Source organism: Anaerolineales bacterium (assembly GCA_019637755.1).
GTDB lineage: Bacteria > Chloroflexota > Anaerolineae > Anaerolineales > UBA11579 > JAMCZK01.
Map to the genome: position 1 here is coordinate 149,990 of JAHBVC010000002.1, position 13,380 is coordinate 163,369.

The 13,380-nt window shown below is 60.3% G+C and carries 12 protein-coding genes; 7 read left to right on the top strand and 5 right to left on the bottom strand.

Annotated elements, in window-relative coordinates; genetic code table 11:
- Positions 1-329: 329 nt before the first annotated feature.
- Positions 330-2,900, bottom strand: a complete 2,571-nt coding sequence (gene mutS, locus KF821_08550; protein MBX3005855.1) for a DNA mismatch repair protein MutS — start codon at positions 2,898-2,900, stop codon at positions 330-332.
- 143 nt (positions 2,901-3,043) lie between these two features.
- Between mutS and ugpC the strand changes: the two genes are divergently transcribed.
- From ugpC to KF821_08565, 3 genes are all read left to right on the top strand, one after another.
- Positions 3,044-4,141, top strand: a complete 1,098-nt coding sequence (ugpC, locus tag KF821_08555) for a sn-glycerol-3-phosphate ABC transporter ATP-binding protein UgpC (GenBank protein ID MBX3005856.1) — start codon at positions 3,044-3,046, stop codon at positions 4,139-4,141.
- Between the two features lie 79 nt (positions 4,142-4,220).
- The gene (locus tag KF821_08560) at positions 4,221-5,429 is read left to right on the top strand and encodes a 2,3-bisphosphoglycerate-independent phosphoglycerate mutase (GenBank protein ID MBX3005857.1); all 1,209 of its coding nucleotides are present in this window, start codon (positions 4,221-4,223) and stop codon (positions 5,427-5,429) included.
- 20 nt (positions 5,430-5,449) lie between these two features.
- Positions 5,450-5,953 (top strand): hypothetical protein, encoded by a 504-nt coding sequence (locus KF821_08565; GenBank protein ID MBX3005858.1) that lies wholly within the window; start codon positions 5,450-5,452, stop codon positions 5,951-5,953.
- A 36-nt stretch (positions 5,954-5,989) separates the two neighbouring features.
- On the opposite strand, the gene KF821_08570 is transcribed toward KF821_08565, so the two are convergent.
- From KF821_08570 to KF821_08580, 3 genes are read right to left on the bottom strand one after another with little or no spacing between them, the layout of a single operon-like run.
- Complete coding sequence (locus KF821_08570) at positions 5,990-6,907, bottom strand: NAD(P)/FAD-dependent oxidoreductase (GenBank protein MBX3005859.1); 918 nt, start codon at positions 6,905-6,907, stop codon at positions 5,990-5,992.
- A 30-nt stretch (positions 6,908-6,937) separates the two neighbouring features.
- On the bottom strand, positions 6,938-7,591 hold the full coding sequence (locus tag KF821_08575; protein MBX3005860.1) for a TIGR01906 family membrane protein: 654 nt from the start codon (positions 7,589-7,591) through the stop codon (positions 6,938-6,940).
- Entirely contained in the window at positions 7,588-9,141 is a 1,554-nt protein-coding gene (locus tag KF821_08580; protein ID MBX3005861.1) for a fused MFS/spermidine synthase, read from the bottom strand. Before KF821_08580 ends, KF821_08575 begins: the two co-directional genes overlap by 4 nt.
- Positions 9,142-9,459: 318 nt before the next feature.
- Here KF821_08580 and KF821_08585 point away from each other — a divergent pair, with 318 nt between their 5' ends.
- The 4 genes from KF821_08585 (at position 9,460) to KF821_08600 (ending at position 12,502) form a co-directional block, all read left to right on the top strand.
- A complete protein-coding gene (locus KF821_08585; GenBank protein MBX3005862.1) occupies positions 9,460-9,975 on the top strand; it encodes an RNA polymerase sigma factor in 516 nt (171 codons plus the stop codon).
- Positions 9,968-10,627 (top strand): methylated-DNA--[protein]-cysteine S-methyltransferase, encoded by a 660-nt coding sequence (locus KF821_08590; protein MBX3005863.1) that lies wholly within the window; start codon positions 9,968-9,970, stop codon positions 10,625-10,627. The genes KF821_08585 and KF821_08590 overlap by 8 nt, the downstream gene beginning before the upstream one ends.
- Before the next feature lie 315 nt (positions 10,628-10,942).
- A complete protein-coding gene (locus tag KF821_08595; GenBank protein MBX3005864.1) occupies positions 10,943-11,893 on the top strand; it encodes a ring-cleaving dioxygenase in 951 nt (316 codons plus the stop codon).
- A gap of 12 nt (positions 11,894-11,905) precedes the next feature.
- Positions 11,906-12,502: an alpha/beta hydrolase gene (locus KF821_08600; protein MBX3005865.1), complete on the top strand. Its 597-nt coding sequence runs from the start codon at positions 11,906-11,908 to the stop codon at positions 12,500-12,502.
- Between the two features lie 160 nt (positions 12,503-12,662).
- On the opposite strand, the gene KF821_08605 is transcribed toward KF821_08600, so the two are convergent.
- The gene (locus KF821_08605) at positions 12,663-13,313 is read right to left on the bottom strand and encodes a hypothetical protein (GenBank protein ID MBX3005866.1); all 651 of its coding nucleotides are present in this window, start codon (positions 13,311-13,313) and stop codon (positions 12,663-12,665) included.
- Positions 13,314-13,380: the final 67 nt, after the last annotated feature.

Genomic DNA, 13,380 nt, shown 5'->3' on the forward strand with positions numbered 1-13,380 from the left:
GCTGCTCAGCATGACATTGCTTTCTAGCACCACTCAACTAATGTCGCCCGGGGCTAGAATCTATCTCTGCGCAAAATCGTTTTTAAGGCGCTCCTCGATCAACCTATTCTTCAAACGACAAGGTCATCCTGAGCACAGCGAAGGATCCAATCCTTATGCCAGTCGTAAACATCTGCGAAATACACCACGGGCAAGAGAGCATACTTGTTAGACGCGATGATACGCACGACATCGTTTTCGAGATCCTCGATCAACCCTTTTTAAACGACAAGGTCATCCTGAGCGCAGCGAAGGATCCATTTTTACGCGTGAGTAACAATCAGGCGGGTTTATAAACGCTTCTTCCATTCCGCCAGCTTGTTCAGCGCCTCGATCGGCGACAAGCCGTCTAGGTCCAATTTCTTGAGCTCTTCCACCAGCGGGTGCTCAAACGCGAACAGCGGCGCCTGCGGCTCGCGAACGGCCACCACGCCAGCCGCCGGCTGCTGCCCGTTCGTCTCGAGCTCGGCCAATATCTCCTGGGCGCGGGCCAGCACAGGGCGCGGCAGCCCGGCCAGCTGGCCGACGTGAATGCCGTACGAACGGTCCGCCCCGCCGGGAACGATCTTATGCAAGAACACAACGTTGCCATCGGCTTCGCTGACCGCCACGTTGTAATTACGTACGCCGGGCAGGGTATTGGCCAGCGCGGTGAGCTCGTGATAATGCGTGGCGAACAGCGTGCGTGCCTTGAGGCGCGGCTGGTTGTGAATGTGCTCGATCACCGCCCAGGCAATCGAGAGGCCGTCATAGGTGCTGGTGCCGCGGCCAATCTCATCCAAGATCAGCAAACTGCGCGACGTAGCGTGGTTGAGAATGCTAGCCGTCTCGGTCATCTCCACCATGAACGTGGAATGGCCGGCGTGCAGTTCATCTTGAGCACCGATGCGCGTAAAGATACGATCCACCAGGCCAATGCTGGCGCTCTCGGCGGGCACGAAGCTGCCCATCTGCGCTAGCAGCACAATCAGCGCCACCTGGCGTAGGTAGGTAGACTTACCGCTCATGTTGGGGCCAGTGATCAGGCGCACACACTCACCCTCTTCGAAGACGGTGTCATTGGGCACAAAGCGTTCTTGCGCCGGCAGCCAGCGCTCCACGACTGGATGGCGGCCGGCGATGATACCTAGCGCGCCATCGTCTTTGACGCTGGGGCGCACATAGCCCTGCAGCGCGGCTACTTCGGCCAGCGCGGCGAGCACATCCAGCGTAGCCAGGGCGCGGGCGCAGGCCAGCAGCGGCTCGGCGCTGGCGGCCAGCTGCACGCACAGCTCCTTGAAGAGGCGCGTCTCCACCGCCAAGATACGTTCCTCGGCGTTGAGCACCTGCGTCTCTACTTCTTTCATTTCTGGCGTGATGTAGCGCTCGGCATTTACCAGCGTCTGCTTGCGAATGTATTCTGCGGGCAGATTGCCATCGTCCTTGGCTTTGGTGACCTCGATGTAATAACCGTGCACGCGGTTGTAGCCCACCTTGAGCGACTTGATGCCCGTACGCTCGCGTTCAGCCGATTCAAGATTGGCAATCCATTCGCGCGCATGGCTGGTGGCCGCCATCAGCTCATCCAGCTCACTCGAGTAGCCGGCACGCATTACGCCGATATGGCCGAGCACGGCGGGCGGCTCATCGGCTATGGCGGATTGCAGGAGCTTGAGTTCAGCTGCACAGTCTGACAAACCAATCAAAAGAGCAGAGACTGGCGATTTGAGATTCACAGCGAGCTTGAGCACGGCTGGCAACGCCTCCAGCGTGCTGCGCATGGCAGCCAGATCACGCGGCTGGGCCGTACCGCCCAGCACGCGGTTGACCATGCGCTCCAGATCCCCCAGCGGCTTGAGCGCGCTGCGCAGCTCGGCGCGGCGCATGCCGTCCGCATGCAGCCAGGCCACGCCCTCTTGCCGGGCGTGGATGGCACCCAACTCCAGCAGCGGCTTGCCGACCCACTGGCGCAGCAAGCGGCGCCCCATCGGCGTGACGGCACGGTCGAGCGTGCCTAGCAGCGAACCGGCTTGCTCGCCGCGCAGCGTCTCGGTAAGTTCCAGATTGCGGCGCGCCGAGGCATCCAGGTTCATGAATTCGTCCAGCGTATAGGCGCGCAAGCTGGTCAGCAGCGCCAGGCTGGCGGGCTGCGTCTCCTGCACATATTGCAGCAGCGCCCCGGCAGCACGCGCCGCCAGCGGGCGACTGTCCAAGCCATAACTCTGTAGCGTGCTGGCCTTGAAGTGGCTCAAGAGCGCGTCTTTGGCGCGGGCCGGCTCAAACCGATAGGCCGGCCAGGCGCTGCCGTGTCCGGGCAAGCCCGCCAAATCGAGCTCTTTGTCGATGTATATGGTCTCGGCAGGCGCCAAGCGGCCGAGCTCTGCACGCAGGGCGGCGGCGTCCAGCTCGGTGGCGGCAAACTCCCCCGTGGTGAGGTCGGCATAGGCCAGGCCGGCGCGCCCCTCGTGCACCAGGGCGGCGGCCAGGTAATTGTTAGCGTCGCCGGGCAGCAGCCCCGGCTCCACCACCGTGCCGGGGGTAACGATGCGCACCACCTGGCGCGGCATCAGCCCCTTGATCGGCTCGCTGCCCACTTGCTCACAAATGGCGACATGGTGGCCGCGCTCGATCAGGCGTGCCAGGTAGCTCTCAGCGGCATGGTGCGGCACACCCGCCATGGGCACCCGCGCCCCTTTGGCCACATTGCGCGAGGTGAGCACAATATCCAACTCTTTGGCTACCAGCTCGGCATCTTCATCAAAGGTTTCGTAAAAATCACCCAGGCGGAAGAACAGAATCGCCCCCGGATGCTGGCGCTTGATGTCCAGATATTGCTGGCGCACTGGGGTGAGGGCCTCATTGAGCGAAGATTCGCTGCTCATGGGCGAAATTCTAACCGTCAAAAGCAGTCTCTTCGTCTTTTAGTCACCTGGTCGGGGATTTTTGACAAATTGACCAAGCAACCAGAAGACGAATAGGTCTTATAATCGAACCACTATATTCTTAAGAAATGGAGGTTCAGACTATGGCCAGCGTAACGTATGACCATGTCACAAAGCGTTTCGGGGATGTCCTCGCCGTAAACGACTTGAATATTCACGTAGAGGACAAAGAATTTTTGGTGTTGGTTGGCCCTTCCGGCTGCGGTAAATCCACCGCCCTGCGCCTTTTGGCAGGCTTGGAAGAGATCAGCGGTGGCGAGATCCGCATTGGGGATCGCGTCGTCAATGACCTGCCGCCCAAAGACCGTGATATTGCCATGGTGTTCCAATCCTATGCGCTGTATCCGCACATGTCGGTCTTTGAGAACATGGCCTTTGGTCTGCGCCTCCGTAAAATGGATAAAGCCGAGATCAAGCGCCGCGTAGACAATGCCGCCGCCATCCTGGGCATTGAAGATCTGCTGCAGCGCAAACCGCGCCAGCTCTCCGGCGGCCAGCGCCAGCGTGTGGCCGTGGGCCGCGCCATCGTGCGCGAACCCAACGTCTTCCTGCTGGATGAGCCGCTCTCCAACCTGGATGCCAAGCTGCGCGTGCAAACGCGCGCCCAGATCAGCAAGCTGCACCAAGACCTCAAGACCACCTTCATCTATGTAACGCATGACCAAGTGGAAGCCATGACGATGGCCACGCGTATTGCCGTGATGAACCACGGTGTGCTGCAGCAGATCGACACCCCGCACAACCTGTACGAGCGCCCGGCCAACAAGTTTGTGGCCGGCTTCATTGGCTCCCCGGCGATGAATTTCTTCGACGCCAAGCTGGCCAAAGATGGCAGCAAGCTGGTGGCGGATGCGGGCAGCTTCCAGGTGGCAGTGCCGGCCGAGAACAAAGCCGCAGCAGCCTATGCCGGCAAATCGGTCACCCTGGGCATCCGCCCCGAGGACATCCACAACGCCAAGTTCACCCCGGCGGATATCACCCCGGCGCAGGTGGAAGCCACGGTGGATATTGTCGAGCTGATGGGTAACGAGATCGTAGCCTACCTCAAGGCCGGCGCAGCGGATTTTGTGGCCCGTGTCGACCCGCGCTCCCAGTACAAAGTGGGCGATAAGGCGCAGGTGGTCTTCAACACGCGCAACCTGCACCTGTTTGACAAGGACAGCGAGCAGGCCATCCGCTAGCCGCGCGTTTGTGATATATAAACGGTGTAAGGTGCGTAACGGTGCCTTGCACCGTTTTTATTATCTAAAGGAAGTGCACATGCCCTACGACTACGTACCCGAATTGCTTAAGCCCAACGCCAGCAAGATTGTCTTGCTGGTGTTGGATGGCCTCGGCGGCCTGCCGCTGGTGCCCGGCGGCCCAACCACCCTCGAAGCCGCGCAGACCCCCAATCTGGACCGCCTGGCCGCCGAAGGCACGCTGGGCCGCACCATCCCCGTGCGCCACGGCGTCACCCCCGGCTCCGGCCCGGCGCACCTGGCGCTGTTCGGCTACGACCCGCTGCACTACCCGGTGGGCCGCGGCGTGATGGAGTCGCTCGGCGTGGGGCTGGATGTACCCGCCGGTGCGGTGGCGGCGCGCGGCAATTTCTGCACGCTGGATGCGGAAGGCAAGATCAGTGACCGCCGCGCCGGCCGCATTTCGTCGGAAGATGCGGCGCCCATCGTCGAGCAACTCAAGCAGATCGAGCTGCCCGGTGCCCGTGTTGAGGTGCGCCATGTGAAAGAGTACCGTTTTGCCGTGGTGATCCACGGCGAAGGGCTGCACGGCGAGATTGACGATACCGATCCCCAGGTCACCGGCGCCCAACCGTTGCCCGCGGTGGCCCGCGACGACAAATCCGCCAAGGCCGCCGAGCTGTTCAACCAATGGATCGCCGCGGCGCACAAGGTACTGGCCGGCCAGCCCAAAGCCAACGGCATCACCCTACGCGGTTTTGGTGGCGACCCGCAGCTACCCCAATACCAGGATGCCTACGGCCTCAAAGCCGCCTGTGTGGCGGTGTACCCGATGTACCGCGGCGTCTCCAAACTGGTGGGCATGCAAACGATCCTTTTTGATGGCGAAGCCCCCGCCGATGAGTTTGCTGCGGCGGCCAAGGTATGGAACGACTATGATTTTCTCTTCATCCACATCAAGAAGACCGACAGCATGGGTGAGGATGGCAATTTCGACGGCAAGGTCAAGGTGATCGAGAGCGTCGATCAGGCGCTGCCGCAACTGCTGGCACTGAAGCCGGATGTGCTCATGGTGACGGGTGACCACAGCACGCCGGTGAAGATGCGCAGCCACTCCTGGCACCCGGTACCGCTGCTGTTCTGGGCCCCCGAGCGCGGCTTGCCCGATGAGCAGACCCGCTTCGGCGAGCGCGCCTGCGCGCAGGGCGGGCTGGGCACGCTCCCCGCCACTCAGCTGATGGCGCTGGCGCTGGCCCACGCCGGGCGGCTGGAGAAGTTCGGCGCATAATCTATCCCGAGGAGAGTGAAATGGCTTGGGCATTAGTGATCTTACGCATCATCCATATCTTCGCTGGCGTGCTGTGGGTTGGCGCCAGCTACACCATGGCGCTGTTCGTAACACCCACGGTGCACGCCTTGGGCGCCGATGGCCAGACATTCATGCAGACCATGGCACAGACAGGCAAAATGTCCAAGCGCCTGGGCATGGCTGGCGGGCTAACGTTGCTCTCGGGCTTGCTACTATACGGCCTGCTCTTTCATGGCCTGGCGCCACTCAACACCGGCAGCGGCCTGGCGCTGACCCTGGGCGGCCTGTTCGGTATCCTGGCTGGCTACATGGGCGGGCGCAGTGGGCGTTACGTCAAGCAGATGCAGGCTGTAGCCGCCGAGTTGACGGGCGGCGCCACAGCCGAACTGCAAGCCCGCATGGCGGCATTGCAAGAAGCGATGGCGACGAACGGCGCTATCACGACGATTCTGATGACGCTGTCGTTGCTCGGCATGGTGTTATCGGAATACTTTGTGATCTAAACAAAAGCCCCAGCAAAGCTGGGGCTTTTTGTTTTTCTACGCCTCGTCGGGGAAGTGCCAACTGCGCGTGATGGCCAGGGCGGCCAGGCCACCTTGGTGTGCCGCGCTCAGTGCACCACCCACCCCGAGAATATCACCCACTACCCACAGGCCCGGCGTGCTGCTTTGATAGAGCATATCGGTATGTATCTGCCCCTTGTCGCTGAGCTGCAGGCCAAACGTAGTGATCATTTGCTTGGTGAGGGGTTGCTGCTCCTCCGCAGGGCGCCATAGCAGCGTAGCGAGCGCCAGGTGCTCACTGCTGTCCAGCGTCACCGCCTGCACCTTGCCAGCCGAGTGATGCACTTCAGTGATCTTGCCCTCATGCACTGGCAAATCCATGCGCGCCAGGCGTTGGCGTTGCGCCTCGTCCAGTAGACCCTTTTCAGCGATGATGACCGCCTGCTGGGTCCAATTTTTGTAGATCAGCGGGATGTGCGCCAGGTACTCGGCCGAATCCGCTACCAAGCCCCACACGCGGTCACGGTTTTCGTAGCCATCGCAATACGGGCAGGAAATGATGCTATCGCCCCAGCATTCGGCAAAACCAGGCACGGCCGGATACACGTCACGCAGGCCAAGCGCCAGGATGACCTGGCGTGCCTGCACCTGTGCCCCGCCGTCCAGCGCCAGCATGAAACCGTGTTCAGCGGGCTGCACATCCGCCACGCGTTCGGCGCGCAGCTCGGCACTGTCATAGATCGCGATCTGCTGCCAGGCTTGCTCGCGAATTTGGGCTGGCAGCAGCCCATCCAACCCGAGGAAATTGTGCACGCCATGCGAAGCGGCATTGCGCGGCGGCTCCGGCGCGTCGAAGACAAGCACGTGCTTGCGCGTGCGCGCCAGAACCAAGGCCGCCTGCAAGCCTGCCGGGCCGCCACCAATGATGGCAATATCACAAGTTTGTACAGTCATACTGCCAAGACTGGGCGTAGCGCCGAGATATTACTTGCCCAGGCGCGGCCGCATGCCGCGCCATAAGGCCAGCCCGCCCAGCAACGCGAGCCCGCCCAGGCCAATAAACACATCCTGCCAGAAGCGCATCGGGAACAGGCGAATGAGCGTATCGGAGTAGTAAAACAGCCAGGTATCCCCTTCAAAGAAGAGGTGGTGAAATTCAGTAAAGAGCCAGTCAAAGCTGAGCGCCACCAGCACCAGCAAGGCCAGGATCAGCGTCACAGTAAAGGCACCGCCCTGCCCCAGCGCGGCGCGAAACTCGGCCAACAAGCCCAGCCGCCAGGCAAGCAAGCCGATGGCGACCAGCGCCAGCAGCACGCCCACCCAGACTTTGAGTGCCTGCTGGGTGAGCACTTTCACATCGTACATGTGGCTGAGCTCGCGCTCGTTGTACAGCGGCGTGCCGTCTTCGAAAGTTTGGTCTCCTAGGAAGCTGATGTCCTCATCATTCATCAGGTAATCCAGCGCCAGCGGGGCGTAGTGCAAGCGCTCGGCTTGCGTCATGCCATAGCTATCCGCGGGGAAGCCGGGCATGTGATATTCAATGTTGACGAATAGTGGAGTCAGCAAGAGGCGCGTGGCAGTGAGCAGGATGGCGACTGGCACCAAAATGGGGACAAGGATACGAATGAGTTGCTTCATTGCAGGCTCTCGACTTCACCGGAGAGGACAAAGCGCAGCACCATGCTGTTGATGATCCGCTCGATCGGCGAGCGGTCATCGGTGAGCACCTGGCCGCCGCTGGGTGTCTCGCGGCGGTGTTCTAGCGTGCGCTGCATAGCGGCCAACAGCAGTGAATGGGTACCGTCGGCAGCCAGCCGGTCATAGTTGGCTTGCAGGTCGTCAAAACTGGTGGGCTGCACCGTGGCATACACCAGCGAGTTGAAGGTATCGGGAATATCCATCACATGCACACTGGGGAAGACTTCTGAGAGCGTGGCCACCAGCGCCTCGATCAGGCGGCGGTCATTGGGGGCGCGGCCTACGTTGATCGCCAGTACGCCATCTGCGGTCAGGCGCTCACGGCACAGGGTGAAAAACTCCACGGTGGTGAGATGCGGTGGAATGTAGGGCGGGCGGTAAGCATCAATCTCGATCAGCGAATATATACGCGCGCTGTGCTCCAGCCCCCAGCGGCCGTCTACGGCCACGGCGGTCAGGTTGGGCATGGTCATGCCGAAGTACTCGCGGCCCACGGCGATGATGTCCGGATCGATCTCGTAGCCGTCGATCGGCACGCCCTCGCCCAACACGGCCGTGGCGCCACGCGCGCTGGTGCCCGCTGCCAGCCCGATGATGGCGATGGCCGAGACATCTTCCGGCTTGTAGCCAGGATTAAAAAACGGGCCGGCCAAAAATTGCTCCCACGGGCCGCGGAAATCGAGCACATCCGGATGGTAGATGGAGTGCACGCCCTGCCCTTCGTTCAAGCGCAGAAAGCGCACCCCGTCATACTCCAACACTTGGATGTAGTTGTAGGCGGTTTCATCTTCGTAGATCTGCCCGCTGGTGGCCTTGAGGTTGCCCTGCGCCCACACCGCCGCCAGCACGGCAAGCACGGCGGGCAACGCCAGCCAACGGGCGGCCGCCTGCCAACTGACCGAGAGGCCCAGCCCCACCAAGCCTACGGCCATCAGCGCGAAGCTGAAGATCAGCATGCTGGCCGTGCTGCCGAACACCGGAATGAGCACCAGCACTGGCAAGAAGGTGCCGATGACCGAGCCTAGCGTGGAGAAAGCATAGATACGGCCCGAAGTTTGGCCAGCTTCTTTCTGGTCAGTGATGGCCAGGCGAATTGCGAACGGCGAAGCCGTGCCCATCAGCGTGATCGGCACAATGAATAGGATCAGTACGGAAACCAGCGAACCAGCCAACACGCCGACCTGCAGCTGGTCGAAGGCATCGGCTGCAGCGCGCAGCACCGGGCGCGCCACCAGCGGCACAATCCCGGCGGTGAAGCCGGCCCACAACTGGATCTTGTAGAAGGTTTCGAAGTGCGGCGAGCGATCGGCCCAGCGGCCACCGATGAAGTAGCCCAGCGTGAGATAGATGAGGATGAGGCCAATGATGCTGGCCCACACCAGGTTGCTGGTGCCGAAGACATTTCCAAGCAAACGCGAGGCGGTCAGCTCGACACCCAGGGTGGTGAGGCCAGAGACAAATACGGCGAAAGTAAGATAACGGCGGGTCATGGGATGATTATAGCTGTCAGCTTTGAGCACTCAGCTTTAAGCTGTAAGCCGTAAGCAGTATCTATCTTCAGAAAAACAAGCGCCGCCTCTTTTGTCATTCCGAACGAGGGGTGCCTTTGCGCCGCCTTTAGCGGCGCAACCGAGGAGGAATCCTTTAGGGCACTCTATAAGGGTCGGGTCTTACATTGCCCTAAAGGATTTCTCACCATCGCTTCGCTCAGGCTCGGAATGACCCTATCTGCGAGGGTTTAGCTGAAAGCTGACGGCTTACAGCTGACAGCTGCCTTTCACAAATCCCCGCTATCATGGTTATAGAGAGTGATGCTGGTGACCACCAAGCCGGACTTTGAGACCCTGGTAGACGCTTACGGCGGCGAGTTGTTCGGTTACCTATGGCGCCTGCTGGGCGACGAGGCCGAAGCGGAAGACTGCCTGCAAGATGCCTACCTACGCGCCTACAAGGCCTACGAGCGCACCGCGCCCGACAATCTGCGCGCCTGGCTGTACAAAATTGCCACCAATACAGCACGCACGCGCCTACAACGCAACGGCCGCCACGCGGCACGGCAAACCGAGCTGCACGAAGAGCATGCCTCCGGCGAAGCGCACGTAGAAACACAGGTGCTGCAGCGCATCAGCGCAGCAGCCGTACGGGCGGCAGTAGGCGGCCTGCCGCCCCAGCAGCAAGCCGCCCTGCTGCTGCGTAAGTATCAGGGACTGGAGTATGCCGAGGTGGCCGTCGCGCTAGGTTGCAGCGAGCAGGCCGCCCGCGCCCACGTCTACCAGGCGCTCAAAAAGCTGCGCGCCCAATTTAGCGAGGAAGATTATGGCTAATTACAACAACTGGCTAGAGCACCACACCCCGGCCAGCAACGCTCTCGAACAGGCTCTGGATGCGGCCTACACCGCCAGGCCTAACGCTACAGCAACCCAGCGGGCGCAGGCGGCCGTACGCCGCAGCCTCGCCGCTCAGGCCGGCGCGCCCATGTACTACGACCGGGTGCAAGACACGCCGCTCGGCCCGCTGTGGATTGCCGTAGGTGAGCACGGCCTGCTGGCCATCGAATACGAGAGCAGCGAAGACAGCCTGCGCGCCTACCTGCGCAAGCTCGGCGGCCAGCCGCTGCGCTCTGCGGCGCAGGTGGCCGCCGCCGCGGAGCAAGTGCGCCTGTATCTACTGGGTGACACGCAGGCGGTGGACCTGCCGGTAGACCTCAGCCACCTGACTCCGTTCCAGCAACGCGTACTGCAAGAGACACGCCGCGTGCCGCGCGGCCAGGTGCGCACCTATATGCAAATTGCCACACGGCTTGGACAGCCGAAGGCTGTCAGAGCCGTAGGCCAAGCCCTGCGCCGCAACCCGATTCCCATTGTGGTGCCCTGCCATCGCGTTGTGGCCTCAGACGGCACGCTGGGCGGCTACGGCGGCAAAATGCGTGATGCACGCAAGCTGAGCTTGCTGAAGCTAGAGGGTGTAAGTTTTTAACAGCAGCCATCAGCTATCAGCTATCAGCAGCTGGTTGCAGCAACGATTAATTGCGAGGATTGCGCTGTGCAAAGCACAGCGCGGACGAAGCAATCCCCAGTATCAGCTTGGAGATTGCTTCGCTTCGCTCGCAATGACAAAGTCGATTTTTGCTTAGGGCTTATAGCTTACGGCTGTGCTACACGCTAACTGCTGAAAGCTGATCGCTAGCCGCTAATAGCTAACCGCTATCTGCTAACATATCTCTGATGTAAGAGCGCCGCAGCTGCGCTCATCTAGCTAGTACTTCCGCCTCACACAGAAAGCGAGCACACCATGCCCCCTACTCTCGGCATTCACCATATCACTGCCATTGGCTCTGACCCGCAGCGTTTGGTCGATTTCTATACACAAATCCTCGGCCTGCGTCTGGTCAAGAAGACTGTCAACCAAGACGATGTCAGCGCCTATCATCTCTTTTTTGGCGACCGCGAGGGTGGCCCGGGCATGGACCTGACCTTCTTCACCTTCCTGCCAGCCTCCCCCGGCAGCCGAGGCAATGGGCTGGTCACCAACATCAGCCTGGCCGTGCCCACGGGCGCGCTGCCCTTCTGGAAGGAGCGCTTCGATACCCTCGGCGTCAAGCACGAGGGCATCATCACCCAGCTTGGCTGGCAGCGCATCGTCTTCTATGATTACGATGACCAGCGCCTCGAGCTGGTGGAAGTGGACCCGGCCACCTTTGACGACAAAGACTTGTGGACCACACCAGACATCCGCGCCGAGCATGCCATCCGCCAGTTCCACTCCGCCCTGTTGAGTGTGCATGACAAACGCATGGTGGAGCCCATCCTGGCCGCCTTTGGCTACGAAGTGGAAAGCAGCGAGGGCAACCTGACCCGTTACCACCTGCCCGGCCTGCAACGCGCCGAGTTTCTTGAGCTGGAAGAAGACGCTCGCAAGGCGCCGGGTTTCAACGCGTCAGGCACTGTGCATCACATCGCTTTCTCCGTAGCAGACGAAGAAGCGCAGCAGGCCGTGCGCCGCAGCCTATCTGGCATGGGGCTGTACCCCACTACAGTAATTGACCGCTTCTATTTCAAATCGGTTTACTTCCGCACCCCGGCTGGCATCCTGTTCGAGCTGGCCACGATGGGGCCAGGCTTCACCGCCGACGAGCCGCTGGACACCCTGGGCGAAGCGCTCTCGCTGCCGCCCTTCCTTGAAGAGCATCGTGCGCAGATTGAAGCCGGCCTGACCCCGGTCACCGTGCGCCCGTTGCCGTAGCACACCGCCAGCATGAGCGAGTTCATCTACACTCACCAAGACCGCGGGCAAGCGCGCACCCTGTTCCTGCTGCACGGCACCGGCGGCGATGAGCACGACCTTATCCCGCTGGTGGAACCAGCCAGCGAGGGTTACAACATTGTGGGCCTGCGCGGCAACATCTCCGAAGGCGGTATGCCGCGCTTCTTCGCCCGCCTGGCGATGGGCGTGTTCGACATGGCCAGCATCGAGACCGAGACGGACAAGCTGGCCGCCTTCCTCACCCGCTGGTACGCCGAGCACGATACGGATGCCAAATCAGCCACCTTTGTGGGCTATTCCAACGGGGCCAACATGATTCTGGCCACCCTGTTGCGCCACCCTAGCGTCATCACCAATGCCGCCCTGCTGCACAGCATGCTCCCCTTCGGCCCGCCGCAGCTCAACTTGATGAGCAAACGCTTCCTGGTCACCTATGGCGAGCGTGATCCGCTGATCCCCGCCGCTGAGGCACTCAACGTAGCTGCGGTGCTGCGCGCTGGCGGCGCCGACGTGGACACCTTCACCCACCCCGGCGGGCACGAGCTGACCCACACGGAGCAGGCCGCGCTGCTGGAATTTCTAAACTAAAGTTTCACCCCGACTCCCTGCGGGAGTTACCCCTCTCCCTGATGGAGAGGGGTTGCTATAAGTCGAGCCAGAGCTTTCATCATCCAGGGGGTATCCCACCCGCGGTCACGAACTGACCGACACCGAACAAGCTGCCCTGCTTGAACTCTTCTGGGCTTAGCTACTGGGAAACAAGCTCCTGCCAGATGGTGTAACCAATATTCCCAACAGAACTCGTAATGGAAAAATGAACCTTGCACCCCTCAAAACTTCTGAAGTTAACTGTTTCAAAAACGGGCAAGAGTTGACCCTCTGATCTTTGATCATTTCTGTAGAAGGGAATAGTTTGATTTGAGGTCCCTGGACAGTCGAGGAGAACACTATTCAATAAATCATCAGCTTGAATAAGATATTTGATTTCACCCACTGGACATCTAGTAAAACTCATCGTTGTATTGTTAGCTACCTGCTCTCTTATAACTACTCGACTCTCGCAACTCGTCCCCTGAGAGGCATCTCCAACTGCAGCAGTAGCACTTGTGCCTATCGAAGGTCTGTCTGTTGCTTCGGCAGAAGGAAAGTTAGAAATAGTACTTGATGGCGTTAGCTCAGTTTTATTCTCGTCTTCTTCTTGAGCACGAAAGAGTCCAGCTCCAAAGAACGAAGTTAGCAGAAATAAAATCCCCAAGCCCCCAACTAAAAAACGCCCAAAACCACTGAGGATTACAAAATTACCAAGACGCCCTGCAAGGGCAGTTATAAGAACAACCGTCCCAAGAACTAGGAGTAGATTTGCACTTTCAGTTTGAAGCAGATACCCGAGTACATCCATCTCAGCTCCCACTTTATTCTCTATAGTACAAATTCAAAAATAATGCACTTAAGACTTATCATACTAT

Excerpts from the sequence above, each read along its gene's own strand:
- KF821_08590 (MBX3005863.1), top strand. The coding sequence starts at position 9,968 with ATGGCTAATTACAACAACTGGCTAGAGCACCACACCCCGGCCAGCAAC.
- KF821_08575 (MBX3005860.1), bottom strand. The coding sequence starts at position 7,591 with ATGAAGCAACTCATTCGTATCCTTGTCCCCATTTTGGTGCCAGTCGCC.
- KF821_08605 (MBX3005866.1), bottom strand. The coding sequence starts at position 13,313 with ATGGATGTACTCGGGTATCTGCTTCAAACTGAAAGTGCAAATCTACTC.
- KF821_08595 (MBX3005864.1), top strand. The coding sequence starts at position 10,943 with ATGCCCCCTACTCTCGGCATTCACCATATCACTGCCATTGGCTCTGAC.
- KF821_08600 (MBX3005865.1), top strand. The coding sequence starts at position 11,906 with ATGAGCGAGTTCATCTACACTCACCAAGACCGCGGGCAAGCGCGCACC.
- KF821_08565 (MBX3005858.1), top strand. The coding sequence starts at position 5,450 with ATGGCTTGGGCATTAGTGATCTTACGCATCATCCATATCTTCGCTGGC.
- KF821_08560 (MBX3005857.1), top strand. The coding sequence starts at position 4,221 with ATGCCCTACGACTACGTACCCGAATTGCTTAAGCCCAACGCCAGCAAG.
- ugpC (MBX3005856.1), top strand. The coding sequence starts at position 3,044 with ATGGCCAGCGTAACGTATGACCATGTCACAAAGCGTTTCGGGGATGTC.
- KF821_08580 (MBX3005861.1), bottom strand. The coding sequence starts at position 9,141 with ATGACCCGCCGTTATCTTACTTTCGCCGTATTTGTCTCTGGCCTCACC.
- KF821_08570 (MBX3005859.1), bottom strand. The coding sequence starts at position 6,907 with ATGACTGTACAAACTTGTGATATTGCCATCATTGGTGGCGGCCCGGCA.
- mutS (MBX3005855.1), bottom strand. The coding sequence starts at position 2,900 with ATGAGCAGCGAATCTTCGCTCAATGAGGCCCTCACCCCAGTGCGCCAG.